Raw genomic sequence first — 25,525 nt, forward strand, 5'->3', positions numbered from 1 at the left:
ATTAAACCTCTTCTCTATTGTGCTCAATTAAATTAGACAAGCGTTCTTCGAAGATCTTCGTTGCATCAAACCCCATCTGTTTGGCACGGTAGTTCATGGCTGCTGCTTCAATTACAACAGAAATATTTCGACCGGTTTTTACAGGAATACGTATTTGTGGAATAGCAATTCCTGCTATTTCGATACTATCGCCAGAATTTCCCAAACGGTCAAATACCTTACCTGTTTCAAAATTTTCTAAGTAGACAGCTAATTGCACTTCTGATGAATCTTTCACGGCACTAGCACCGTATAGACTCATGATGTCGATAATGCCGACTCCTCGAATCTCTAATAAGTGGCGCAGAATTTCCGCAGGTTCACCCCAGAGAGTGACATCGTCTTTTGCATATACATCAACACGGTCATCAGCCACCAATCGGTGTCCTCGTTTAACCAACTCAAGACCAGTCTCACTCTTACCGATACCAGAATCGCCCTGGATAAGCACACCCATACCGTAAATGTCCATCAAGACACCGTGTACACTCGTCCGCTGAGCCAGGCGACTATCCAAGTAAGAAGACAATTCTCCCGATAGACGACTGGTTGCTGTCTTGCTTCGACAGATAGCAATTTGTTTTTCTTTTGCAGCCTTGTACATCTCCTCAGGGATTTCCAAACCACGTGCCACTATGACAACAGGGGTTTCTGGCTGGAACATCTGAGAAAGAACCTGATAGCGGTTATGGGCAGTCATAGCCATCAAATAAGACCATTCCTTCATCCCTATCAACTGGATGCGCTCTGGAGCATAGTAATCAAAATAGCCAGTCATTTCCAATCCTGGTCGGGTAATATCTGCCGTCGTAATTTGCTTTTGCAAGAGCTCTTCCGTACTGTAAGCACACTCAATCCGCAGATTATCGACCAAATCTTTCACATAAACGGTCATTTCTTCCCTCACTTTCAGTTTTATTATATTATACCATAAGCTAGGGGTTGGAGGAAAAACAAGTGGCTGATTTGGTAAAAAGAATGAGTTTCTTTCTTTTTCTCACAAAATTAGCAAAACTTCTACAGATTAAATGCACTTCCCTCCCAGTGCTACATATTTCTAACAAATCTGTTATACTTTATATAGATCAATACTTACTACTAAGGAGAAAATCATGGAACCATTGTTTCTCACACCTGTTATGCACGAAAAAATTTGGGGGGGCAATCGCCTAAGGACCAACTACCACTACGATATTCCTAGTGAAAAGACTGGTGAATGTTGGGCCATCTCTGCCCATCCAAATGGCGTAACAACTGTCTCAAACGGTCAATATAAAGGAAGAGGACTGGATGACCTCTATCAGAATGAAAAACATTTATTTGGCAATCCAACAGATGATGTCTTTCCATTATTAACAAAAATCCTTGATGCAGACGATTGGCTCAGCGTTCAAGTCCATCCCGATGATAGCTATGGCTTGGCTCACGAAGGCGAACTGGGCAAGACAGAATGTTGGTACATTTTGGAAGCCGAAGACGGAGCTGAGATCATTTATGGCCACAATGCCCAATCCAAAGAAGAACTCCGTCAGCAAATCGAAGCTGGAGATTGGGACAAGCTGTTGACCCATGTACCTGTCAAAAAGGGTGATTTCTTCTTTGTACCAAGCGGCACCATGCACGCCATCGGTAAGGGAATCCTGATTTTAGAAACCCAACAATCTAGCGATACAACCTACCGTGTCTATGACTTTGACCGCCGTGACGATGCAGGCAACCTCCGTGAACTACACATTGAAAAATCGATTGATGTACTGACCATCGGACCTGTTGCTAACTCAACACCTGCCCACCTCAAAGCAGGCAATCTTGACTCAACACTTCTGGTTGCCAATCCCTTCTTTACCGTATATAAATGGAATATCCAACAAGAAATCAAAATGGAACAGACAGCTCCTTACCTGCTTGTCAGTGTCATCGAAGGGGAAGGTGCCATCCAAGTCGGTGAAACCAGCTACCCACTTCAAAAAGGAAGCCACTTTATCTTACCAACCGATGTGACAGACTGGACATTTACAGGACAAATGGACATCATCGCCAGCCACACAAACTAAGCATACAAAAAACTTGAGCATTTAAACTCAAGTTTTTTGCATTATTCAAACCAAGACTTATTTATCTTTTCCGCTTCTTTTATCTTACGTGGACCTGTTCCATAGCGTTCCGCATCCCTATCTTCCTTATAGGGTAAAAAATAAGCTGCTGCAATATAGAGAGCAATCAGAAGGAGGAAGGATTTGCCTAAGAGGAGACCTGCAATAAATATCGCGCGTGTTACCCAGGATTCCCAGCCCAATTTATGCGCTATGCCGGCAAGAACCCCAGATACTATCTTCCCCTGCCTTACTTTATACAATTCAATTGACATCTTTTATTCCTTTCACGTAAAAGCCCCCTTGACCTGTTTGTACCTTCAAGAAAAGTAAATCATTGCCAGATTTTTCAAACTGATAGGGACTATTTTTCTTTTTCCGGTTAACCAAGACATGACCTGATTGCGACTCAATCTGCCCCCGAATTCCCTGGCCTTTGCCAGTTTGTAAAGTCAAGGGAGCCTGAGCTAGTTGCACATACAAGTGTTGGGGATAACCACCGCAAGTCGTCAAGCGAATATCCTGTTGTTTTTTATCCCTTGAACTGCGGATAGAAATATCTTCAAATGGTAAGTAATCCAAGCGAGCATCTGCTTGACCAAGTTCTACATCTAGTACTGACATCCATTCCTGAGGTAAGTTGATTGTCAAACGACAGGCCAAACTACTGTGAAAATAAAGCCCCTTTTTTTCAACATAAAGACGAGGAAGCTTATCTTCTGGTGCATCTTGATTGTAGCAAATCTCCACACTAATCTGATTATTTTTAGACTTAGCCAAAGTTAGACGTCCCTCAGATAATTTTAAAAAGAGTGATTCAATCCCTTCAAAACTATAGGATTGTTTCAATTTGGAGGAAGCAAAGACCTTAAAACTTGGCAAGGTAAAATTCAATTTTACTTTTTCTTCCACAAAAAGAAAGTCTGGTTCTTGATTCATTTCCTTAAAACAGGCACGCGCCTCTTCCTTGGTCAAGACACCTTTTTCATATAACTCAATTAAGCGTTCTTCTCTCTTTTGCGTCATAGACTCACCTCAATTCTACTCTAGTATATCACATTTCTCCACAAAAAAATCAGCCCGAAGACTGATTCTAGAAAATCAAGTTTTACCAAGGCAATTGATAGATTTTTTCTGAAAATGGATGAAAATTCTGCTTTGAAACCCCAAAATTTAATTCTATTACTCAACTCTGAGCGTATAAAAATCATCACGCTTGGGAACTGCGTCCACTTGGAGAATTTGGAAATACTTATCTTTTCTACAAGGCTGTGAATTAAATCGCCCGAAAGCTTTTCAATTTCCTTTGCCGAGAATACATCCTTACAATTCTTCCGCCAGCGCTTCGTACTAATTCAATTACACTATCCACATCTTCTTTATGTTCAACATTGTAAGCTAATGTAATTCCTGAAAATCCGTTTCCTTTTGGTGGATTATTTCCATCAATATCTTTTGCTAATTGTTCCAAAGGAAATAGTTCAAACTTTGTTCCCGGAGTATCAAAAAAGCATACCGGCGGATTATTTTCTCTGCAATCAGTCTTATAGCCTAAGCCATCTCTATAAAACTTGATTGACCTTTCCATATCTTTAACACCTAAACAAATACAAGTAATCTTGTTCATCGTTACCTCCTATGAATTCTTATTTGTCATACAATCAATTTACTTGCCAACTTGTAAACTTGTTTTATCTCTTTACTTTCTAATTTCCAGCTATCAAGCTCAATTTTAATCAACTCCGGGAATTTCTTACTAATATCCCTTAAAGCATTTCCAACGGATTTTCTCACATATTCGCTTGCATCTTCTTTTAAGTTGGCAATCCTTTCAATAGCTTCATTCGGATTTTCCTTGAAATATGGTCTACTTGTCCATATTCTTAGTCCCTCCGTAACAGCTCTCCTTGTATTAGGATTATTGTTTTTTAACCATTCATCAATTATTGGAAGTGCTTTTTTATATCCTTTTTTCTTGCAGAATTCATCAAATGCCTTTGCCAATACTTCCTGAACTCTCCAATTATCATCTTTGGAAACTTCATCTCTCATAAATGCTAAAATATCATCTTGTTCTGATAAATATCCAAAAAGAAATACACCGTACATTCTTACTTGATAGGTATCAGATTTATATGCTAAAAATGCCAAACTCTTAGCATATTCATTATCATTAGCTTTATAATCAGTTAAGGCTCTTTTCTCTTCCTCTTTGAAACCATTTTCTATCAAAGAAAACTCTTTTTCTAAACTCGCAATATATTCTTTCAAGTTGCCTCGCCTCCTCACAAAATATCTATTTACCTACACCTCTTTAATCTTCTCATTTATCAATTCAATAAACGCTATCACAGTCGCTCCTATCATCGGGAGCCCATAAGGACTAAATAGGAAACCGATAATCAAACCCGATATGCCTATTCCGACTTCTCCTTGAATGAAAGAAGCTAACGCCCCAAATATGCAGAACATCATAACGATATAAAGTAACGCCGTTCCTATACCAAGTAAGAATGTCAGAAAAGCAGTCAGAATTGATAAGACAAGACTAATCGGGAATTTTTAATATCCATCGCATACACTACCTCCACTACCTCTTTTCTCTTCGGCTTATGTGCTGCTTACAACCATTATTTTAATGGATAATGACTCTAAGCAACACATAAACTATCAGTTTCTTCAGTTTTTAACTTTGGTAGAAGCTTCAAAACCTTTGATTTTACTGAACTATTTGCCTCTGTCATTATTATGACACGAGACCCAACGGTTGGGTCATAGATGGATGAAATAGAAGAATTGGTCGCAACAATCTGAGCCAGCACTTCACTGACTTGGTGGGGCGTGTAGAACTCGCCAGCCTTCTTACCAGATTCCATGGCAAATTGTCCAATCAGATACTCATAGGCATCCCCCAAAACATCTCCACTTTGTAGGGCAACCATGTCCAAGTCCTCAAACAAACGGATAAGAGCCTGTATGTTTTTACTCCGTTCATTGAGGTTGCTTCCCAGTGCTGTATCCGTCAGATCAAGAGTAGAGCTGGCAAAAAGACCTTGAAAATCATCTGAACCATTGGCTACGGCAATACTTCGCTCAAATTGGCTCAGGCTATCCGTCACCTTCTGAACTTCAAACCGCCCCTCGTTCATATCCTTAATCCAAGTTTGGTAGAGATGTTCAGGACGGACAAAATAGCCCAAAACGTCTTGGATCATCTTTTCTAACTCTGTCCCATACTCTTGATGAGCCAGCACATACTCCTTATACCAATTTTCTTCCTTGGTCAAGCCCGATGTGTTGGCAAAAGCCTTTAAGGTCTGGTCACTTAAAAACTTGTAGAACATGAGCCCAAGCATATAATCTTTGTACCGACTAGCATCCATAGAGCCACGGAGTTCATTGGCACCATTCCATAGACGTAATTTAATCTCTTCAGAAGTAATCATGATTTCTCCTTATTCTTTATAACTTACGCCCAGAAATAGCGTAATAGGTTCTATAAAATTATACCACGAGACAGATAAAAATGCCTTATTTATTATGAATAATATACTGATTATTGAAGTTCAATTTTTTCATGCTTCAAAAAAATCTTTCAATCAGCTAACAAACTGAAAATCAGTCGACTAATCCATCGACTGAAAGCTCACAAGCAAAACTTCTTTAGACTTATTATCTTTTGATTACAATAAAATACAAAAAATACGATCTATTTTCACAATTTTTATGTGACAAGAATTAAAACTATCAACTAATCTGTAGGATAGACTCCCACAAAGGAACAATATACCGACCTATCAGTTCATTTCTTGTTATCAGGCAGTAAAATCAGCACTTCATTACTTCCATGTTCATTTTCGGGACAAAAATGTCCTGTTGAATAGCTTGTATAATTGCTATCATAGTACCATCACATAAGAAATGAGGATAGCTGATGACAGCAAAAAAAGAAAATCACTCTGCATCAAACACAAGCATACGAACAAGTAAAGTGAAACCATTACCACTGCAAAAGTTGGACAACAGCAACTTTTACCAACTTAATTCTCGCAGTCTCAAATCATTACAACAAAGTCAAATTCCTTTCAATCAAGATAAGCATTTGACCCTAGCAATAGATACATGGCAAACAGCCTTCAACCAATACCAAAAAGCCATCAATCAAGATAAAGGAAAAGCATTAACAAAAAAGATTCAGGATGCCAATCAACTCCGTAATAGTGACTTTTCTATTTTTAAACGTAGTCTAGCCGCCTTCGAAACGAGTAAACGACAATCTGAAAAAACTGCTTATAGTGAGTTAACAGAAATTGTAAAACCTTTCCGAGACATACATCGACTTGATTATGAAAAAGAAAGTCTAGAACTGGACAAACTATTTAATCGCTTATCCAGTCCAGAAACAATTGAATATATCGAAATCCTTGGTTTAAAAAGATTTTTTGAGAACCTAAAAGAAAGTCAGCAGGAATTTGAAACAGTTTTCTCCCATACCACAGATATTCGTAGCAAAGCTAATCGCTATGATACCTATCAAATCCGTAAAGATCTCCAGTCTGCTTATCTCCGTGTTTTAAAACTCTGTGAAATCTTGATGGAACTCCATGGTCAGTCTCTATACTCCGAACTCATTACACTTTTCAATACTAGTAGACAATATTACATCGAACAACTCTCACACCATTCAAGCAAAGTTGTGAAAAATGATAAAAATATCATTTTACAACTCCCAGAACCGATCCTTCAACCCTAATCCTTTTACTTATTCCTAATCCTTTAGAACAAAAAAAAGGAAACGAAACGTCTCCCAAAATTTGAAAAAACATCGGTAGGGTGACACTCCTACATCTCTTTCAGACCCAAAAGGTGTGGCGGCTGCCTGTTCCGCCCTCGGCGTTTTCCCTAGTTATATCATAACACATTTTTTTGTTCTGCCAGTTTCAAAAAAATCCCAATACCTTATCACAGAAATCCAGCCCTAAGTGAATCTCTTAGGACTGATTTTCTCATTTTAAAACATTTTCACTAAAAGCCCCCTACACTTCCCACATCGGTATTTTTTTAGGTCAATGCGGCGCTTGCGCTGGTAAACTTGTCCACAGGACTGACAGGTATACAGCAGGCTAGGCTTGGCAGTTTGTTCCAGTTTGGGAGCATAGCGCAGGCCGTCCACCGCAGCCAGCAGTTCTTTGAAGTCCCTATCTCCGTGCCGATAGCCTTTCTTCTCAAAGTAGAGATGGTAATGGCAGAGCTCGTGACGGACAATCTTCCGAAAGACTTCTAAGCCTTGCTCCTCCAAGTGCTTGGGATTGAAATCCAAATGCCCATCTCTTGGAAAAAAGCGACCACCTGTTGACCGCAGTCGCCTGTTCCAGACAGCCTGATGTCGAAATTCCTTACCGAAGTCTTGCAAGGAAACTTCTTGCACATACTTATTCAGATCCATTTGGTTTCAAAAGGCTAAGGCCGATACGGTTGCGTTTGATGTCCACTTCAACCAGCCAGACAGTAACGATTTCCCCAACAGCGAGGACTTCGCTAGGATGAGGTAAGGCTTGTTGGCGTCCATTCTTATCCCGTTTGCGTTTGACCATGCGTGAAATGTGAATCAAGCCATCTTCATGGACACCGATGTCCACAAAGGCTCCAAAGTCCACAATATTGCGGACTGTCCCCTGCAATTCCTGACCTACCACCAAGTCCTTAACATCCAAGACATCTTGACGGAGGACTGGTGCTTCAAAGTCATCCCGTAAATCACGACCTGGCTTGAGCAAGTCTGCGATGATGTCCTTCAAGGTTTCCTGACCGACACCGATTTTTTCTGCTGTATCTGCGATTGCCACCTGCTTTAATTTTTCCTGCGCAGCCTCATCTAAGTGGTCAATAGCCAGAAGTTCTAACAGGTTTTCCACAGCCTTGTAAGACTCTGGGTGCACGCCAGTATTGTCCAAAAAGTTAGTCGCATCTGGAATCCGCAAGAAACCAGCTGCCTGCTCAAAGGCCTTGTCACCCAGACGAGGCACCTTTTTAAGCTGCTGACGAGAGGTCAAGGCTCCATTTTCCTCGCGGTACTTGACGATATTCTCCGAAATGGTCTTGTTGAGACCAGCCACGTGAGCTAGAAGGGCAGGACTGGCCGTATTGACATTGACCCCGACCTGGTTGACCACCGTATCGACCACAAAATCCAGACTTTCAGACAGAGCTTTCTGGTTGACATCGTGCTGGTACTGACCAACACCGATCGACTTGGGATCGATTTTGACCAGCTCAGCCAGCGGGTCTTGCAGACGGCGGGCAATGGAAATGGCAGAGCGTTTCTCGACGGGGAGGTCTGGGAACTCGTATCGTGCCAGTTCAGAAGCTGAGTAGACAGAGGCTCCGCTTTCATTGACAATAACGTAAGAAACTTCTGGAAAGTCCTTGAGCAAATCAGCAACGAAAGCTTCAGACTCACGGCTGGCCGTTCCATTTCCGATAGCAATGATTTCCACTTGGTATTGCCCAATCAAGTCTGCCAAGTCTTTCTTGGCCTGGGCAATTTGACGCTGACCAGCCGGCTCAACTGGATAGATGACCTGGGTTGTCAAGAGTTTGCCTGTCTGGTCTACAACCGCCAGCTTAGCCCCTGTCCGGAAGGCAGGGTCAAAACCAAGAACAACCTTGCCTTTGAGGGGAGATACAAGGAGCAGATTTCGTAGGTTTTTAGAGAAGAGTTGGATAGCTCCTTCTTCTGCTTCTTCCGTCAATTCTGTCCGAATCCGACGCTCCATAGCAGGCAGAATTTTCTTCTTGATGGCCTGCTGAATGACATCCTTGATGTAGCTATTGGACTGTGGAAACCGAAGCTCAAAGAAGCGGATCATTTTATCCACATTGTGTTCAAAAGAAACCTTGAGAATGCCTAATTTCTCCCCACGATTGATGGCCAGGGTCTTATAACCCTGCATTTTTGCCACTTTCTCAGAAAAATCATAGTAAATCTGAAAGACTTCTTTCTCGTCTGCTTCTTGATCTTTTAGCTCTGAAGTAAGGCTTGAATTGGTCTGTACTTCATGGTAGACCCAGGCCCGAAGTTTATTGTCTTCTGAGATCGCTTCGACCAAAATATCCACAGCCCCAGCCAAACAAGCCTGAGCCGTATCAAAGCCTTCACAGATAAAAGCAGCAGCCTGCTCTTCCAAGTCAGCCACATTCTGCAAAATCAAGCGAGCCAGCGGGAACAGTCCAGCCTCACGCGCCACCGTTGCCTTGGTCCGACGTTTTTCCTTATAAGGCAGGTAGAGCTCTTCCACATCTGCCAGCTTTTCCGCTTCCTCGATAGCCTGACGGAGCTGGTCTGTTAATTTGCCCTGCTCTTCAATCTTGGCAAGAACTGTTGCCTTACGGTCAGCAAGAGCAGTCAAGGCCTTATCCCGATCGATGATGGATTTGATGACCACCTCGTCCAAGTTCCCTGTCACATCCTTCCGATAACGAGCGATAAAGGGAATAGTGTTGCCTTCAGCTGTCAAAGCCAAAACCGTATCAATCTGTTTTAAACTAACGCCCAATTCCTGAGCAATTTTCAAATATTTTTCTTCCATAGCTACTATTATAGCATGAAAGCGGTACAAGTGACTCAATAGAAAAAGCATGTGAGCTACACATACTTTCACTTTTCTTCTTAAAACTCTGCCAAATCTGGGTCTAGCCACCCTTTGACACCTGCAAGCTTGTCCAACTGGGCTACGGCCTCTGGACTAATGACTAGGTCATCAATATCCAAATTGGCCTTGATATTTTCTGGGCTGGTTGATTTTGGTAATGGTAGAAAGCCCTTATCTAAAGACCAAGCCAATGCTAACTGAGCAACACTACAACCAGCTTCTTTAGCCAAATCGGCTGCTTCTTGGCTTTGGAAAAGTGTCCCTGTACCAAATGGGCTATAGGCCTCCAAAAGAATTCCTTTGGCTTTGCAGTAAGCAACTAATTCTGACTGAGGAGTTCCTGGAGCTAACATAATCTGATTAGCCATCGGGATAATCTCAGCCGTTTCCAGCAAAGCTTCTAGATGGTGTTCCATAAAGTTAGAAACTCCAATTACTTTCACTTTTCCAACACGATAGAGCTCTTCTAATGCCTTCCAAACCTGGGCATTCCGTTTTTTCCATCCAATTGTCTCACGACTAGCCTTTGGATTTGGCCAATGGATCAGTAACAAATCCAGATAATCCACCTGCAATTTCTGCATGGATTCTTCTACTGAAGCAAGGGTATCTTCATAGCCAATCTTATCATTCCAAACCTTAGTTGTTAAAAAAATGTCCTCACGAGCTAGGCCACTATCAGCTATAGCCCGACCCACACTAGCTTCATTGCCATAAATTTGAGCAGTATCAATATGGCGATAACCAGCTTCCAATGCATAAGAAACCGCACCGTACGCCACTTCACCATCAGGTATCTGCCAAGTTCCAAAACCAATTTTAGGAACAGTTACACCATTTGAAAACGTATACCTTGTCATAAAAGACCTCCTATTTCTTCTATCCCCAGTATAAACTAAATTGTCAATCAATACAAAATAATGCGACCTAAAAATAAAAGACACTCGAAAGTGTCTGCTCACATTTATTGTATGCTTACTTTTCAAAATTTATTTTCTTGGATAGTTTATCGATAACAACAGCTCCAACTAATAGAGAAAGCAATTCTCCTGCTGCTGTTGTCAACCAAGTTAGAAAGAATGGTAAATCGTATAAGACTTTTAATTCTAAAGCAATGGTAAACATAGTTGCCGCAAAAAAGAATGAGAAATAAAAGAAAGCCTTGTTAAATAATCCACCGAATAGATAGTCCTTCTTGTATTTTTCAAACAGAATAACTCCCAAGGTAACGAAGATTAATGTCGAGAATCCCCCCACAAAGAGGTCAATCACACCAAAACCAATCAAGTTGGAAATCATGCAGCCAATGGTCACAGCGATAATATACTTACGATTATAAAAAGCCAAGAAATTGAGCATTTCAGACAAACGGAACTGAACAGCCCCGAAGGAAATAGCATTCAATGGCGGCGTCAAGGTAAGAGCGACATAAATCGCCGCAACAAGAGCAATTTCTGCCATATCTCTGGCAGTCCATTTAGATGTATTCATAAAATTCTCCTTTAGCGAAAAAGCTTAAAATATGCTTGGGTAAAGTGAGCAAGCCCCAAGGGTCATTGAATTTGTCAACAACGTTGATTAGTATAGCATATTTTTCCTAAAAATGCTAGACTAGTCCTATGAAAAAACTATTTTATCAACTCATCAATAACGAAGTTATTCTCTATTTGATTGCAGGTGTGGCAGCAACCCTTGTTTATATGATTACCCGTATGGGACTCTTTCTGTTCATCCCATCCATTCTGCTAGTAACTCTTTTAGCCAATGCAGTAGCTATCCTCTTTGCCTTTTGGACAAATGATCGCTTTGTATTTAAGCAAGTAAGGGAAGGCTGGTTCCAACGCCTCATCAAATTCACTACCGCTCGAATTGTCACTCTTGTTTTGGATATGGCTTTAGCCTATATACTCGTAGCTGCCTATCCACAATTGATTGGACAATTTGTACATAACAACATCAACCTGGTCAATGCCATTGCGACACTTTTCTCGCAAGTCTTAGTTATTGTCCTAAACTACGTTTTAAGTAAATTATTTGTATTTAAAGATAAGAAATGAGGTGGGAATTCTCCTACCTCATTTCTCAGAGTTCGTGTCAACATCTCAGCGCAGTGGTTGATTGGCAGATTTGTTCGCGTTTCACACTCCAAATCTGACCTAATCAACTGTGCGGGGGGTGAGAAGACGAACTCTTTTTTCAATTAGATGAGTTCTTTCTCACTCCCATTCTTTATCTATCGCTGTAAATCTTGCCTTGAGCCTATTCAAGATAGAAACAATATCCCCATCTCTGGCATGAAACTCTTCTACCTGCATACTTTGAACCGTAGCATTAATCATTGCACCAATGATGAGTACCTGAGCCATAAAAATGAACCAAAGCATAAACACAAGGAAAATAACGGCTGTAACCATTCTAAAATCTAGCAATTGATTGGCATAATTATCAACATAAATCGAAAATAACTTTCCAATAGAAGTCATCGTCAACAGAACAAACAACGTTCCTGGAAAAACATATCGAACTTTTTTTATCCGAACATTTGGCAAAAAGAAATAAAGCATAACCAAGGCGGCAAACAGAGCCATTAAACCTACTAACTGTGTTTGACTAAGAAGTCCCTTCAGCCAGGCATCTTCAATAGGAACCAGCTTATTAATATAAGAAAAAACTGCCTGCCCGAAAGTCAAAAGCGTAATACTTAAGAGGATAATTACCTGCAGACCAATTCCTAAAAATATGCCAATCAAATGCCCAATAATAAAATCACGGTGTTCATTGATGCCATAAGCCTTATTAAAGGCCTTCTGCAAAATGGTCATACTACGTGACAGGGTCCAAAGAGTGGTCAGAATTGAAATCCCTAACCATGATGACGACGGCTTTGTTAATACAGAAGTGATAAAAGATGAAACCGAAGGATAGAGCTTGTCTGGCACAAATTCAGCTATAACCGATAAAATCATATCCACATCAAATGGATAATAGGGTAGTAAATTCGCAAGAGTTAGAAGAATAGGAAAAATAGAAATTAACAAATAGTAAGCTACTGCAACACTTGTTACATCGCTATCAGCAGAACGATAAAAAGAAAAGAAGGTTGAGCAGAATGTTTTCAAACCTTCAACTATTTTGGTTTTCTTCATTCTCTCCTCCTTCCTCATTCACCTATTATTCACGACCTCTCCGAGAATTAATAGGTCCCTTCTTCACCTTGACTCGTCAAAATGACTGGACCATCCTTAGTAATAACAAACTGATGCTCATATTGGCAAGATAAGCCACCATCAAGTGTTTTGTGAGCCCAACCAGTCTTCATATCCGTATCGATTTCCCAAGTCCCTGTATTAATCATAGGCTCGATAGTCAAAACCATGCCCTCACGCAAACGGAGTCCACGCCCTTTAGTTCCATAGTGAGGAACCATCGGCTCTTCGTGGAAGGTTGGTCCAACGCCGTGCCCCACCAAGTCACGAACAACACCGTAGCCCAAACCTTCTGCATATTCTTGAATGGCTGCACCAATATCACCGATACGATTGCCAACAACGGCTTGCTCGATACCACGATACAAACATTCCTTGGTCACATCCATCAAGTTTTGAACTTCTTCAGAGACCTGACCAACCGCATAAGCCCAGCAGGAATCCGCACAACCACCACGATAGGTCTGGGTGATTTTCTTCATAGCCTTGACATCATTAAAGTTGAGCTTAGAAACATCAATTACCGCTTTGTCTAAGGGCTCACTCAAAACCATATCGACCTTCAGCAAATCACCTTCTTTAAGTTTGTAATGACGCGGAAAGGCATGAGCGACCTCGTCATTTAATCCACAACAAGTTGCATAAGGATAATCCATCAATTCTCCATCAACACCAATTTGGAGTGGCAAAACATTCTTTTCCTTACACGTTTTACGGACATATTCCTCTACTTCCCACATGTCAACGCCTGGCTTGATAATCTCTCGCAAACCAATATGAATACCAGCCAGAACATCTCCAGCACGGTTCATTGCATCAATTTCTCGTTGTGATTTAATGGTAATCATTCATTCTCCTCATACATTTCTAAACTAAATTCAGCCCTCTTCAAGCTAAATTTTAGATAATTTCTTGTTTTATGGCTATAGCGGTCACTTCCACGATACTGCGCAACCTGTACCAAACCAGCTTTTTTCGCCACCATCTGACTGGCCACATTTTCCTCATGAGTGACAATAACCAGCTCCCTCAGACCAAACTCATAAAAAGCTAGATAGACTAAAGTCCGCACTGCTTCCGTCATCAAACCTCTTCTCCAGTAGTCTTTTTTTAGGAAATAGCTGAGCTCCGCAGAAAGTTGACGTTCGTCTACCTTTTCAAAGCAAAGCGCACCAATCATCCTCTCCGAATGCTTATCAACTAAAGCCCAGTTTCCCAATGGTGAACGCATAAATTTTTCAACCATTGTCGAAAAAGCAATATTTCTGTCCTCCAAAGCTGGAAAGATAAAAGGAAGATTTTCAGGATTTGATACAATTTCATAGAAACTTTCCCCATCTTCAAAAGAAAATGGTCGTAAATACAAACGGTCCGTTTCAAAGCAAGCAAACTTCGCTAGTCTTGTCCAAAGTGTCATAGTGTACCCAAGGGGCTGAGAATTACTCCCAGCCCCAGATTGTTTCGTTTTTTTAATCGATTACGTTTTGAGAAAATAGCTCTCAATTAGACTCTCTAATCCTCAATCAATTGAATATCTGCACCTAATTCTGTCAGCTTATCAATAATATTTGAGTAACCACGTAGAATAAACTCAATGTTTGTAATTTCTGTACGCCCTTGAGCCATTAAACCAGCGATAACCATTGCGGCTCCCGCACGCAAATCAGTAGCTTTAACAGATGTCCCAGTCAGTTGATTTGGACCTTCAAAGGCAATATGGTTGTTACGAGTAGAGATTTTTGCTCCAAGATTTGCAAGCTCCTGCACATGACCAACACGTTTTTCATAAATCGTATCAACAATCGTACCAGTACCTTCTGCCTTAAGCAGTAAAGGCGTAATGGGTTGCTGCAAGTCTGTCGCAAAACCTGGATAAGGTGAAGTTTTCACACTTACCGCCTTCAATTTCTCTTGCTTTTCAACAAAAATACTATCTTCAGAAATGGTCATGCGAACACCCATTTCTTCCAACTTAGCGATATAACTCTCTAAGTGTTCATAAAGGACATTATCAATGCGAATACCTTCACCAACAGCAGCAGCAAGGGCAATATAAGTCCCTGCTTCAATACGGTCTGGAATAACTTGATGACGTGTTCCTTTTAGACTGTCTACACCATCAATGGTGATAATATCTGTACCCGCACCACGGATACGTGCCCCCATATTGTTAAGCAAAGTTGCCACATCAATAATTTCAGGTTCACGCGCCGCGTTTTCAATAACTGTACGGCCTTCTGCTTTGACAGCTGCTAAGATAGTATTAATTGTCGCACCGACGCTGACAACATCCATGAAGATATGTGCCCCTTGAATACGCTGACCATTAGTTGCCAAGCGCATATAGTCACCTTCATAGGTTGTCTCAGCCCCCATTGCCGCGAATGCTTTCAAGTGCAAATCAATCGGACGCGGTCCCAAATCACAACCACCTGGCAAACCAACGACAGCTTGACCAAAGCGACCAAGGAGGGATCCGTAAAAATAGTAGGATGCACGCAAGCTATTAATTTTGCCAAACGGCATAGGCATGTCTTTTACACCACGAGGGTCAATCTCAAGCGTCTCACCATCACGCTTGACCGTCGCGCCCATTGTTTTCATAATATCAACTAAGCTATCTACATCCGAGATTGCAGGTACTCCGTCCAGAGTAACAATCCCGTCTGCAAGAATAATGGCCGGAATAAGAGCAACAACTGAGTTTTTTGCACCACTAACGGTAACCGACCCTTTCAGTGTTTTTCCACCATTAATTACAATTTTTCTCATACTAACATTCACTTTCTTAATTTGCCCAAAAAGGCATACGTTTCATTCTATCATAAAGTCTTGGAAAAAGCTAGTTATATAGCAAGCAAAAGGACCGAGCCAATGAACTCAGTCCTTCATATTTATATACTATTAGTGAATCTCTCTTCACCATTTATGAAAAATTCTCTGAATTTGCTCCCTTGCATCCACGAGATACAGCTCCAGCTCTTCCCTCGTTAAATAAGGTACTCGCCCATAGAAGATATGGTCAATGACTTGAGCACCGTTGCTGTTGAAAAGCCATTCTGAAGTCAAGCTTTTCATCGCTTGATCAACGTGTAAAACTTTCTTTTCTAGGATGTGCAAAGACAATTAACGCTTTCATAAACTTCTCACTAAATGGACAACTATTTCATTACAAAACCGCAGTTTTCAAGGCTTCCACCTTGTCCAATTTCTCCCATGGGAGATCAATATCGGTACGTCCCATGTGTCCATAGGCTGCAGTTTGCTTGTAAATCGGACGTTTGAGATCTAACATTTGAATAATTCCCGCTGGGCGCAAATCGAAAATCTGACGAACAGCTGCTTCTAATTTACTCTCAGCCACTGTACTTGTACCAAATGTATCGATGCGAACTGAAACTGGTTGAGCAACACCGATAGCGTAAGCCAATTGAACTTCAGCCTTTTTAGCCAAACCAGCTGCTACGATATTTTTTGCGATATAACGCGCCGCATAAGAGGCAGAACGGTCCACTTTGGTCGCATCCTTACCAGAGAAGGCACCGCCACCATGACGAGAATAACCACCATAGGTATCAACGATAATCTTACGACCTGTCAAACCAGAGTCCCCTTGAGGTCCACCAATAACAAAACGACCAGTTGGGTTGATAAAATAGTTGGTTTGGTCATCCAGATAATGAGCTGGAATGATTTCCTTGATCACACGTTCAATGACATCCTGACGAATTTGCTCCTGGCTAACTTCTGGATCATGCTGGGTCGAAATAACGACTGTATCCACACGAACAGGTTGATTGTCTTCATCGTATTCAACCGTTACCTGTGACTTAGCATCTGGACGGAGATAAGCAATTTCACCAGATTTTCTCAACTCGGCCAAACGACGCACCAATTTGTGACTAAGTGAAATTGGCAACGGCATAAGTTCAGGCGTTTCATCTACTGCAAAACCAAACATGAGCCCCTGGTCACCTGCACCAATCAAATCCAATGGATCTTGACTAGCATCTTGACGAGTTTCCAAAGCTTCATTGACGCCTTGGGCAATATCTGGCGATTGCTCTACAAGTGACGGATGGACCCCAACCGACTCAGCTGAAAAACCATACTCACCTTTTGTATAGCCAATCTCCGCAATCGTATCACGTACCACACGGTTAATATCTACATAGGCAGTGGTTGAAATCTCTCCAAACACATGAACACTACCTGTATAAACAGCCGTCTCTGCCGCTACGTGCGCATCTGGATCCTCTGCTAAAATAGCGTCCAAAATAGCATCTGAAATCTGGTCTGCAATCTTATCCGGATGACCCTCCGAAACAGATTCAGACGTAAACAACTTACGTTCTGACATAAACATGTCCCCCTTAAAATAGAATATATGCTAGAAACCTAGCGGGTTACTAAGGTTACAAAGAACTAGTCGAAGACTAGTTCTTTGCGAAAGACACCTGTCTTGAGCAAAGGAAAATCCTATTTGCGAAAGACTTCTGTCTTGAGCAAGGGAAATCCTATTTGCGAAAGACTTCTGTCTTGAACAAAGGGAAATCCTATTTGCGAAAGACTCCTGTCTTGAGCAAAGGGAAATCCTATTTGCGAAAGACTCCTGCCTTGAGCAAAGGGAAATCCTATTTGCGAAAGACTTCTGTCTTGAGCAAGGGAAAATTTCCAGATACATAACGAGAAAGACAATACCAGACTGTATGAAATCAGCCTTATTTAAAGAAAATGGTGACTGAAGTGTAGTAAAGTTTTTACACTTACTATTCGATGTTACCAGCTTCTTTAATTGTGTTTCAAGTGTTTCTGCAAATATTAACTAGTCTATAAACTACCTTTTCGGGACTTAATAACGTTTCTAGTATAGCATAGATTGACCGACTATCCTAGCATTTTCTTAAAAATAAAGAGGAGGCTGGGCAAAAAGCCCAGGACCACTACTCAGAGTTCGTGTCAACATCTCAGCGCAGTGGTTGATTGGCAGATTTGTTCGTGTTTTACACTGCAAATCTGACCTAATCAACTGTGCGGGGGTGGGAAGACGAACTCTTCAATGAATGGTTGAGTTCGTTCCCACTCCCACTCTTCTACAGAATCATTAGATAAATTCGGCATCTGCAATTGCCTGTTTAACCACCTCTAGAGGCAAATGAACCAACTCACAGCCCTTTTCTTTATACAAGTACTGAGCATAGTCATCCATGCGGTATTGATTGATATAGACAACCCGCTTACAACCAACCTGTAACAATTGCTTGGAGCAGTTGAGACATGGGAAATGGGTCACATAGGCAGTAAAACCTTTTGGAATTCCCCGTTCCGCTCCTTGTAAAATAGCATTGACTTCCGCATGCAAGGTTCTAGCGCAATGACCATCAATCATAAGGCATTCCTGATCCAAACAATGTTCGGTTCCTGAAACAGAACCATTGTAGCCTGTTGCGATAACCTTATTGTCCTTAACCAAAACCGCACCGACCTTGGCTCTCTTACAGGTTGCCCGATTGGCAATCAAAAGCGCCTGAGCCGCAAAATACTCATCCCAAGCTAAACGATTTGTTGACATGATTTCTCCTTTCTCCACTCAATCCACCATCCCATAAATCTCTGCCAAGTCCTGGGCTGTGACAATACCAACAAGATCCTCTGGCGAATGAAGCTTCCCGCTCGCCTGACGACTGACTAGGACGGTTGTGCGCTTACGCCCCTCAAAATAATTAATTACCTGATAAAGATGGGCTGTTATTGGCAGAACAATTACCTGAATACTATCTTCCTCACAAGCTAGTACGTCTTCAAGACTAGCCTCCACCAATTTTTCACGTATAGAGCCCGTTTCCTTGCTTGCCTTGGCCAACCAATTTGTCAATCCCTTGTCAGAAACCAGGCCTTGATAAACCTTGTCAGAAAAAACAGGAAACTTAGAAAAATGCTCTTGCTCCACAATTTCTAAAGCCTTTATCAATTTGTCCTTGGCCTCAAAAATAACCGGCTTAATTTTCTGGGTCTTTTGCAAATAGTCAGCAATGGTAATCGGTTCTTGGTACTGGGCTATCACTTTTTCCAAAACAGTGATCAATTCCTGCGAAGGTTGGGCTACTTCCTTCAAACCTGTTCGTTTCTCATGAACCATGAGATTGCGGAGCTGTCTGGCTACATAGAGTTTATCCCAGTTCGCCTCAACGGGATTATGTCGCGTCAATTCCTTTGCCTTGGTCAACATAGATCCTACATCTGCATATTCCCCATCCGCAACACCGCACACCTTGCGCAAGACCTTATCCAAGTCATTGAATAACTCTAAAAAACGGCTTTCATTCATCTTAATCTACCATTGCTGATTTCAAATAGGCATCTACCATCCGCTCAGTCGCAACTACAGAATCCAAATGGGTCCGTTCATAGGAATGGCTGGACTCGATTCCAGCACCAAGCAGTGCATGCTTAACATCTACACCTGCTCGCATAGCTGCCGAAGCATCGGAACCATAGTACGGATAAATATCCAGCTTGTAAGGAATTCCATCTCTTTCAGCCAAGGCTATCAAGTGCTGACGGAGTTCATAATGGTAGGGACCTGAGCCGTCCTTGACACAGATAGAAACCGTGTACTCATCCGTCTGCTGGTCATCTCCCATTGCCCCCATATCGACTGCCAAATATTCAACCACCTGAGCAGGAATGCTGGAGTTAGCACCGTAGCCGATTTCCTCATTGTTTGAAAAATAGAAATGTGTCGTATAAGGCAGGGTGATTGCCTCTTCCTTATAGACTTTCAAAAGATGAAGCAAGATAGCTGCGGATACCTTATCATCCAAGTGACGACTCTTGATAAAGCCAGTTTCAGTCACAACAGTCCGAGGATCAAATGATATAAAATCTCCGACTTCAATACCCAAGGCCCGCGTCTCGTCCGCATTAGTCACTTTTTCGTCCAAACGAATTTCCATATTGGTCTGATTGCGCTCAGCGGTGCTGGCATCTCGGTAGACATGGACAGAGGTCTGGTGCATGAGAATAGTGCCTGTAAAGGTCTTGCCATTCTTGGCACAATGAATTAAGCAGTTTTCTCCCTCAATAGAAGGGTATCCAAATCCTCCCACCAAATCCATTTTGAGTCGGCCATCTGGCTTGACTGCACGCACCATGGCCCCCAATGTGTCCAGGTGAGCAGTTACCATACGGTGTTCCTGGTCATTTTCCCCAGGAACTGTCACCAAAACACCACCTTTAGCAGTCTTACTAGCAGTATAGCCGAAACTTTCAACCTCTGCCTTGATGTAATTCATAATATCCGTCGTAAAACCAGTTGGCGACGGAGTGTTGGTCAATTTAACAATGTAATCAAGTGTCTTCATGAAAACCTCCTTATTTGAAACTATTATATCACGTTTTAGGTGAATTTTTTGCTATAATGAAGGTATGAAAACCTATCAGAAAATATATCTCCTTTTAAAAGAGAGAGAGGATTATGTCAGCGGAGAAGATTTGGCACAGGAATTGGGTATTTCACGGACATCCATTTGGAAGGCCATTCGCCAGTTAGAAACGCATGGTTTAACTATTGAGGCTGCCCGTAATCGTGGCTATAGATTAGCTGAAGGCGATTTACTCCTACCCGAATTAATCTCTCAGGAGCTTCAACTACCTGTCCATCTGAATATGGATAGCGACTCCACCCAGCTAGATGCCAAGCAAGGTATCGAAGCAGGTCATACTAGTCCTGCCCTATATCTAGCTCCCTATCAGAATAAAGCCAAGGGGCGATTTGGGAGACCCTTTTATGCCTCCAAGTCAGGTGGCATTTATATGTCGCTTCGTCTCTCTCCCAATGTTCCATTTCTAGAATTTAAGCCCTACACCATTTTAGCCGCAGCTGCTGTTGTGAAGGCCATTCAATCTCTTTGCGACTTGGACGTCCAAATCAAGTGGGTCAATGACATCTATCTCGGACACAAAAAGGTCGCTGGCATCCTCACTGAGGCTATCTCTTCTATGGAAAACCAACGGGTAACCGATGTCATTATCGGTGTCGGCATCAATGTCCGCATAGACGATTTCCCTAAGGAATTACAACAATCTGCCGGAAATCTTTTCGAGGAACAACCACCATTTACCCGCAACCAACTCATTACTGCCATCTGGAAAGCCTTCTTAGAAACCGATGAGAAGGAACTAATTGCCCTTTACAAAGAAAAATCACTTGTCGTTGGCCAACAAGTGAGCTTTGTAGAAAATCAAGTTGAATTTAAGGGTACTGCCATCGCTGTTACTGATACAGGAAACCTGGTTATCCAGTTAGATAACGGCAAAGCAAAAATTATCTCCAGCGGAGAAATCAGCCTTACTTCTTGGTCTGCTTCTCCACCAAACGAATAAATTTAGTCACCTTGTAAGCAAAATGAAGATTCCGATAGGCGATAAAGGCGTAGATACCTGCAATCAAGAAATCTCCTGTCAAAATCGATGCATTCATAAAATAAACAGCTAAAATAGTTGTAATGGCTAAAAAAAGAAATTGTGGAAGTTTCATAAAATAGATTATACCAAAAATTCAGTCAACTGGCTGAATTTTTATATGCTTTCTTGATAGGTTTCGATTCTTTTCTAAACAAGAAAACACCAACTAATCAGTCAGTGTTTCTTAAGGAGATATGAAAAATATTTAGGATTGAATATAGTATAAAATATCTATCAAAACTATTCATCAGTCTTAGGGCTGATATTTTTTAATCATTCAAAATCTCTACTGAGTCCGCTAGAAAGCCAAATTCTTCTGGGACTGGACTGGCTTCTTTTTCGATTTCTTGTGTCTTTTGCCCTTTTGCCTTAGCCGAAAATTCAGCACGAATACTTACCCAATCTTCCTGAGCAATAGCTAAAATCTGTGGCGAAAAACCTGCGGCCTTGCTGAGAATATTTCCAAACATGGTATTGAGATTGTCACGCTTCATAGTCTGTTCAGCATTAAGCGGAGAATCAAAGGCTAGAATCGCATGATTTTCATTTGCAGCGACTGGTTGAGAACCAACAAGCAAGGCACGATCTGCTCCTGATAAACTCTCAATAATTTCTCCCCAAGCATTCTGCAAGCGAGTCAAATTTTCACGCGCCAAGGTTGGATTTTCCATAGCTTCCTGCAAAATAGCATGAACCTTGCTGGTATCCAATCGGTACTTCTTCGGAGCCTGCGGCTTGCGTGAAACTGGCTTAACAGCACTTGGTTGACTAGATAATTGACCTAGTTGTTTCTGTAAATCCGCAACTTGTTGTTGCAGACTGGCTACTTGCCCCAGCAAATCAGCTGGCAGCTCTGCCATTGCCCCCGAAGGAGAACTATCTTCAGCCAAACGAATGGTCATCATTTCAGCGTAAATCTTCGGTTGTGGACTGGACTTGATGTCCGCCAAACCCCTGGTCACCAACTCAATCATGGTAAAAATCCGATCCTGAGCCAGTGCTAGATTTTCCGTAAAACCTGTTGTTAAATGCGTATCCTCACCACCCGTCTGCACGATAAGGACATCTCTCAAATAGTGCAAAAGATCTGTCGCAAAACGGCTCATACTCTTTCCTTGGTCAAACAAGGTTTGTAGATGCTGGAGAGCTGTGACACTATCCCCTTGACGCAGACTTGCCACATAGTCATCCAAGGCACGTAAGCTGATAGAACCCGTAATTTCCTCAGCAATTTCCAAGGTCACTTGCTGGTCCTGACTAAGGCTGAGAGCCTGATCCAAAATAGATAGGGCATCCCGCATCCCCCCTTCTGCCCGACGCGCAATGATTGTCAGAGCCTGCTCGTCAAAGATTACCCCTTCCTTGGTCAAAATTGCAGCCAAGTGCTCCTGAATGTCCGTCACCTTGATGGACTTAAATTCAAATCGTTGCACCCTTGACAGAATGGTGGCAGGAATTTTGTGCAATTCCGTCGTTGCTAGAATAAAGACCACATTTTCAGTCGGCTCTTCCAAGGTCTTCAAGAGGGCGTTGAAGGCACCAGTAGACAGCATGTGGACCTCGTCGATGATATAGACCTTATAGGTCGCAAGACTAGGTGCATAGGTCGATTTATCACGAATATCACGAATCTCATCCACACCATTGTTGGAAGCAGCATCAATCTCAATCACATCTTCCAGGCTACCTTCCGTAATAGCCTGACAGATATAACAATCGTTACAAGGCTCGCCTCCAACCTGATTAGGACAGTTCATGGCCTTGGCAAAAATCTTAGCTGCCGATGTCTTACCCGTACCACGAGGACCTGAAAAGAGATAGGCATGACTGATTTTCCCCTGTTCAATGGCCTGTTTGAGTGTGGTCGCAACCACCTCCTGCCCCACCATCTCCCCAAAGGTCTGGCTTCGGTACTTCCTATATAAAGCTTGGTACATTAGCGTTTTTCTCCAAACATAGCAAAATTCCAGTCCGTCTTCTCAACCAAGAGAGCAACGAACTTTTCTAGATAGTCTTGGTCAATCGTATCATAATCAGCTACCAATCTCGAATCCAAGTCCAAAACGCCCAGCAACTGGTCGTTTTTCACCATTGGCACAACGATTTCTGATAGGGCTGTCGCATCGCAGGAAATATAGTTATCATGTAGACGAACATCGTCTACGAGAATAGTCTGGCGCTTAGCTGCAGCCTCACCGCAGACACCCTTTCCAAGTGCAATATGAACACAGGAAACGCCACCCTGAAAAGGCCCCAAAATCAATTCTTGACCATCATATAAGTAAAATCCTGTAAAGACAGAGTTTGGTAGAGCTTGATTGAGCAAAGCAGAAGCATTTGATAGATTGGCTAAAGCATTGGTTTCACCATCAAGAAGAGCTTCCAATTGAGCCAATAATAGTTGATAATTTGAAATTTTTTCTTGTTTTGTCATAGGAACATTATAGCATAGTTAAGCCGACTTTTATAGTCCGAGCGATAAAGAAAAGGCTTGCGCCTATTTCCACATCCAGTACATAATCACTGCATCAATCAATACCCCTATAGCCCAGGCTAGTTGAAAATACTTTTTCTGTGTCTTATGCCGAAAATGGGTTCCACCTGCCCAGGCACCCAGCCCGCCACCAAAATAGGACATGAGTAATAAGGTCTTTTCTGAAATCCGATAGGCGTTCTTTCTTGCCTTTCCTTTATCCATACCATAGGTAATGAATACAACGAAATTCCAAACTACTAGCGCCATACTAACCATCTGTTTGATTGACATACATTCCTCCAATTAAGTCACATTTCTTCTTACTCTAACATAATCCAAAACAGGACACAAGGAAAAACGATTCGGAAATCCGAATCGTTACATTTCTGCCAGTGTATCCTCTAACCATTTGAGCTGGGCACGGTTGCGTTCAATAGCACGTGTCAAAATCAAATAGTGTCCATAATTGTCTTGGATACTTTCCTTGGTTGAGAACAGCTCAACTTTACGACTGTCTAGGTGTTTTAAGTGCTTGGTGACTAGTTCAATTTGACTCTGCAACAAACCAGGAATCCGTGGGTCATCCTTTTCACGGATAAAAAACATCTTGATTGAAAACAAGTCTTTTTGCTGAGGCGTTTCTTCATTTGGAATGGATAGCCATTCGTCTAAAATCTGACGACCAGTAGCCGTCATCGCATACTGCTTTTCCTTTTCATTTCCAGGTACTGCATGACAAGTAATCAATTCTTCCTTGGTCATACGTTTTAATTCTGGATAGACTTGGCTATGGGCAACCTGCCAAAATTCGCCTAAATCACGTTGAACATAGTCGGTAATCTGTTTGCCAGTTACCATCTGACCGCTAGCACCCATAATCCCTAATATGATATGAGGTAATATTCTTTGCTTGGGCATCTTAACCACGCTCTCTTAATATACTCTCCACCTTGGTGTTAATCAAGTCGATGGCTACAACGTTGCTGACGCCTTCAGGAATGACGATATCTGCATAGCGCTTGGTTGGCTCGATAAACTGGTGATACATTGGTTTCACCACCGAGGTGTACTGCTCAATGATACTATCTAAGCTACGGCCACGCTCTTCCATGTCTCTCTTAATGCGGCGAATGATACGAATATCGTCATCAGTATCAACGAATATCTTAATATCCATTAAATCCCGCAACCGTTTGTCTTCCAATACTAAAATACCTTCCACAATAAATACATCCTGTGGTTCCTGACGATAGGTCTTCTCTGAACGTGTGTGCTGAGTGTAATCATAAATCGGAATATCCACTGAACGTCCTGCTAATAGCTCACTGATATGGTAAATCATCAAATCCGTATCAAAAGCCAGTGGATGGTCATAATTGGTCAGTATCCGTTCTTCAAAGGTCAGGTGGGACTGATTCTTATAATAAGAATCGTGTTCAATCATAGATATACGAGCATTTGGGAAATTATCCAGAATGGCACGTGACACACTTGTCTTGCCACCCCCAGATCCGCCGGTTACGCCAATAATAATGGGTTTCTGAGTCATCATCATCTCCTTCTATTTTCAATACTATTTTACCATGAAACATG

General features: G+C 41.8%; 27 protein-coding genes, 3 pseudogenes and 1 riboswitch. Of the genes and pseudogenes, 4 read left to right on the plus strand and 26 right to left on the minus strand.

Annotated elements, in window-relative coordinates; translation table 11 throughout:
• Nucleotide 1 precedes the first annotated feature (1 nt).
• Nucleotides 2-934, minus strand: coding sequence for an HPr(Ser) kinase/phosphatase (gene hprK, locus ODU34_RS02005; RefSeq protein ID WP_002936769.1), 933 nt, complete (start codon nucleotides 932-934; stop codon nucleotides 2-4).
• A 217-nt stretch (nucleotides 935-1,151) separates the two neighbouring features.
• Between hprK and manA the strand changes: the two genes are divergently transcribed.
• Nucleotides 1,152-2,093, plus strand: coding sequence for a mannose-6-phosphate isomerase, class I (manA, locus tag ODU34_RS02010; RefSeq protein ID WP_398578338.1), 942 nt, complete (start codon nucleotides 1,152-1,154; stop codon nucleotides 2,091-2,093).
• A 41-nt stretch (nucleotides 2,094-2,134) separates the two neighbouring features.
• Here the strand turns inward: manA and ODU34_RS02015 are convergent, their stop codons facing one another.
• The 6 genes and pseudogenes from ODU34_RS02015 to ODU34_RS02040 form a co-directional block, all read right to left on the minus strand.
• On the minus strand, nucleotides 2,135-2,407 hold the full coding sequence (locus ODU34_RS02015; protein ID WP_002936774.1) for a PspC domain-containing protein: 273 nt from the start codon (nucleotides 2,405-2,407) through the stop codon (nucleotides 2,135-2,137).
• Nucleotides 2,397-3,158: a hypothetical protein gene (locus ODU34_RS02020; protein WP_024384992.1), complete on the minus strand. Its 762-nt coding sequence runs from the start codon at nucleotides 3,156-3,158 to the stop codon at nucleotides 2,397-2,399. Before ODU34_RS02020 ends, ODU34_RS02015 begins: the two co-directional genes overlap by 11 nt.
• 295 nt (nucleotides 3,159-3,453) lie before the next feature.
• A pseudogene (locus ODU34_RS02025) lies at nucleotides 3,454-3,759 on the minus strand (VOC family protein); the annotation flags it as partial.
• 26 nt (nucleotides 3,760-3,785) lie between these two features.
• A complete protein-coding gene (locus tag ODU34_RS02030) occupies nucleotides 3,786-4,403 on the minus strand; it encodes a DNA alkylation repair protein (protein ID WP_105257032.1) in 618 nt (205 codons plus the stop codon).
• Nucleotides 4,404-4,436: 33 nt separating this feature from the next.
• A pseudogene (locus tag ODU34_RS02035) lies at nucleotides 4,437-4,710 on the minus strand (CD1845 family protein).
• 73 nt (nucleotides 4,711-4,783) lie between these two features.
• On the minus strand, nucleotides 4,784-5,578 hold the full coding sequence (locus ODU34_RS02040; protein WP_105257033.1) for an N-6 DNA methylase: 795 nt from the start codon (nucleotides 5,576-5,578) through the stop codon (nucleotides 4,784-4,786).
• Nucleotides 5,579-6,066: 488 nt separating this feature from the next.
• Here ODU34_RS02040 and ODU34_RS02045 point away from each other — a divergent pair, with 488 nt between their 5' ends.
• On the plus strand, nucleotides 6,067-6,885 hold the full coding sequence (locus ODU34_RS02045) for a DUF6261 family protein (RefSeq protein ID WP_105257034.1): 819 nt from the start codon (nucleotides 6,067-6,069) through the stop codon (nucleotides 6,883-6,885).
• Between the two features lie 258 nt (nucleotides 6,886-7,143).
• Here the strand turns inward: ODU34_RS02045 and ODU34_RS02050 are convergent, their stop codons facing one another.
• The 4 genes from ODU34_RS02050 to ODU34_RS02065 form a co-directional block, all read right to left on the minus strand.
• Nucleotides 7,144-7,578, minus strand: coding sequence for a SprT family protein (locus ODU34_RS02050; protein WP_105159228.1), 435 nt, complete (start codon nucleotides 7,576-7,578; stop codon nucleotides 7,144-7,146).
• Nucleotides 7,565-9,721 carry a Tex family protein gene (locus ODU34_RS02055; RefSeq protein ID WP_105257035.1) on the minus strand — a complete coding sequence of 719 codons (2,157 nt, stop codon included), beginning with the start codon at nucleotides 9,719-9,721 and terminating at the stop codon, nucleotides 7,565-7,567. Before ODU34_RS02055 ends, ODU34_RS02050 begins: the two co-directional genes overlap by 14 nt.
• 80 nt (nucleotides 9,722-9,801) lie before the next feature.
• The gene (locus ODU34_RS02060; RefSeq protein WP_105257036.1) at nucleotides 9,802-10,644 is read right to left on the minus strand and encodes an aldo/keto reductase; all 843 of its coding nucleotides are present in this window, start codon (nucleotides 10,642-10,644) and stop codon (nucleotides 9,802-9,804) included.
• 115 nt (nucleotides 10,645-10,759) lie between these two features.
• A complete protein-coding gene (locus ODU34_RS02065) occupies nucleotides 10,760-11,275 on the minus strand; it encodes a QueT transporter family protein (RefSeq protein ID WP_012027540.1) in 516 nt (171 codons plus the stop codon).
• Nucleotides 11,273-11,375: riboswitch (PreQ1 riboswitch) on the minus strand. It overlaps the preceding gene by 3 nt.
• 28 nt (nucleotides 11,376-11,403) lie before the next feature.
• On the opposite strand from ODU34_RS02065, the gene ODU34_RS02070 reads away from it, so the two are divergent.
• Nucleotides 11,404-11,841 carry a GtrA family protein gene (locus tag ODU34_RS02070; protein ID WP_024384996.1) on the plus strand — a complete coding sequence of 146 codons (438 nt, stop codon included), beginning with the start codon at nucleotides 11,404-11,406 and terminating at the stop codon, nucleotides 11,839-11,841.
• Nucleotides 11,842-12,000: 159 nt separating this feature from the next.
• Here the strand turns inward: ODU34_RS02070 and ODU34_RS02075 are convergent, their stop codons facing one another.
• The 9 genes and pseudogenes from ODU34_RS02075 to ODU34_RS02115 form a co-directional block, all read right to left on the minus strand.
• Nucleotides 12,001-12,930, minus strand: a complete 930-nt coding sequence (locus tag ODU34_RS02075; RefSeq protein ID WP_398578339.1) for a YihY/virulence factor BrkB family protein — start codon at nucleotides 12,928-12,930, stop codon at nucleotides 12,001-12,003.
• Nucleotides 12,931-12,977: 47 nt separating this feature from the next.
• Nucleotides 12,978-13,838, minus strand: a complete 861-nt coding sequence (locus tag ODU34_RS02080) for a methionyl aminopeptidase (RefSeq protein ID WP_024384998.1) — start codon at nucleotides 13,836-13,838, stop codon at nucleotides 12,978-12,980.
• Nucleotides 13,835-14,407: a GNAT family N-acetyltransferase gene (locus ODU34_RS02085; protein ID WP_136628117.1), complete on the minus strand. Its 573-nt coding sequence runs from the start codon at nucleotides 14,405-14,407 to the stop codon at nucleotides 13,835-13,837. The genes ODU34_RS02080 and ODU34_RS02085 overlap by 4 nt, the downstream gene beginning before the upstream one ends.
• A 95-nt stretch (nucleotides 14,408-14,502) precedes the next feature.
• Complete coding sequence (locus ODU34_RS02090; RefSeq protein WP_105257037.1) at nucleotides 14,503-15,762, minus strand: UDP-N-acetylglucosamine 1-carboxyvinyltransferase; 1,260 nt, start codon at nucleotides 15,760-15,762, stop codon at nucleotides 14,503-14,505.
• Between the two features lie 147 nt (nucleotides 15,763-15,909).
• Nucleotides 15,910-16,080 (minus strand): annotated as a pseudogene (locus tag ODU34_RS02095) (flavodoxin family protein); the annotation flags it as partial.
• A gap of 79 nt (nucleotides 16,081-16,159) precedes the next feature.
• Nucleotides 16,160-17,350 (minus strand): methionine adenosyltransferase, encoded by a 1,191-nt coding sequence (gene metK / locus ODU34_RS02100; protein ID WP_044672032.1) that lies wholly within the window; start codon nucleotides 17,348-17,350, stop codon nucleotides 16,160-16,162.
• Between the two features lie 744 nt (nucleotides 17,351-18,094).
• Nucleotides 18,095-18,562 carry a cytidine/deoxycytidylate deaminase family protein gene (locus tag ODU34_RS02105; protein ID WP_044754313.1) on the minus strand — a complete coding sequence of 156 codons (468 nt, stop codon included), beginning with the start codon at nucleotides 18,560-18,562 and terminating at the stop codon, nucleotides 18,095-18,097.
• Nucleotides 18,563-18,580: 18 nt separating this feature from the next.
• A complete protein-coding gene (locus ODU34_RS02110) occupies nucleotides 18,581-19,318 on the minus strand; it encodes a hypothetical protein (RefSeq protein WP_192874257.1) in 738 nt (245 codons plus the stop codon).
• A gap of 1 nt (nucleotide 19,319) precedes the next feature.
• Nucleotides 19,320-20,354 carry a M42 family metallopeptidase gene (locus ODU34_RS02115; RefSeq protein ID WP_105179370.1) on the minus strand — a complete coding sequence of 345 codons (1,035 nt, stop codon included), beginning with the start codon at nucleotides 20,352-20,354 and terminating at the stop codon, nucleotides 19,320-19,322.
• A 64-nt stretch (nucleotides 20,355-20,418) separates the two neighbouring features.
• Here ODU34_RS02115 and birA point away from each other — a divergent pair, with 64 nt between their 5' ends.
• On the plus strand, nucleotides 20,419-21,375 hold the full coding sequence (gene birA / locus ODU34_RS02120; RefSeq protein ID WP_105179371.1) for a bifunctional biotin--[acetyl-CoA-carboxylase] ligase/biotin operon repressor BirA: 957 nt from the start codon (nucleotides 20,419-20,421) through the stop codon (nucleotides 21,373-21,375).
• Here birA and ODU34_RS02125 read toward each other — a convergent pair.
• From ODU34_RS02125 to udk, 6 genes are all read right to left on the minus strand, one after another.
• Nucleotides 21,341-21,529, minus strand: a complete 189-nt coding sequence (locus tag ODU34_RS02125) for a DUF3272 domain-containing protein (RefSeq protein WP_002936839.1) — start codon at nucleotides 21,527-21,529, stop codon at nucleotides 21,341-21,343. The genes birA and ODU34_RS02125 overlap by 35 nt on opposite strands.
• A gap of 196 nt (nucleotides 21,530-21,725) precedes the next feature.
• The gene (gene dnaX, locus ODU34_RS02130; RefSeq protein WP_105179372.1) at nucleotides 21,726-23,393 is read right to left on the minus strand and encodes a DNA polymerase III subunit gamma/tau; all 1,668 of its coding nucleotides are present in this window, start codon (nucleotides 23,391-23,393) and stop codon (nucleotides 21,726-21,728) included.
• Entirely contained in the window at nucleotides 23,393-23,890 is a 498-nt protein-coding gene (locus ODU34_RS02135; protein ID WP_044758508.1) for a GAF domain-containing protein, read from the minus strand. Before ODU34_RS02135 ends, dnaX begins: the two co-directional genes overlap by 1 nt.
• A 63-nt stretch (nucleotides 23,891-23,953) precedes the next feature.
• Nucleotides 23,954-24,223, minus strand: a complete 270-nt coding sequence (locus ODU34_RS02140) for a DUF1294 domain-containing protein (protein WP_105116464.1) — start codon at nucleotides 24,221-24,223, stop codon at nucleotides 23,954-23,956.
• A gap of 87 nt (nucleotides 24,224-24,310) precedes the next feature.
• The gene (locus tag ODU34_RS02145; RefSeq protein ID WP_024400271.1) at nucleotides 24,311-24,850 is read right to left on the minus strand and encodes a PadR family transcriptional regulator; all 540 of its coding nucleotides are present in this window, start codon (nucleotides 24,848-24,850) and stop codon (nucleotides 24,311-24,313) included.
• Between the two features lies 1 nt (nucleotide 24,851).
• Nucleotides 24,852-25,481, minus strand: a complete 630-nt coding sequence (gene udk / locus ODU34_RS02150; RefSeq protein WP_002936217.1) for a uridine kinase — start codon at nucleotides 25,479-25,481, stop codon at nucleotides 24,852-24,854.
• Nucleotides 25,482-25,525 lie beyond the last annotated feature (44 nt).

Source organism: Streptococcus sp. 2018WUSS126 (assembly GCF_044427425.1).
GTDB classification, from domain to species: domain Bacteria; phylum Bacillota; class Bacilli; order Lactobacillales; family Streptococcaceae; genus Streptococcus; species Streptococcus hashimotonensis.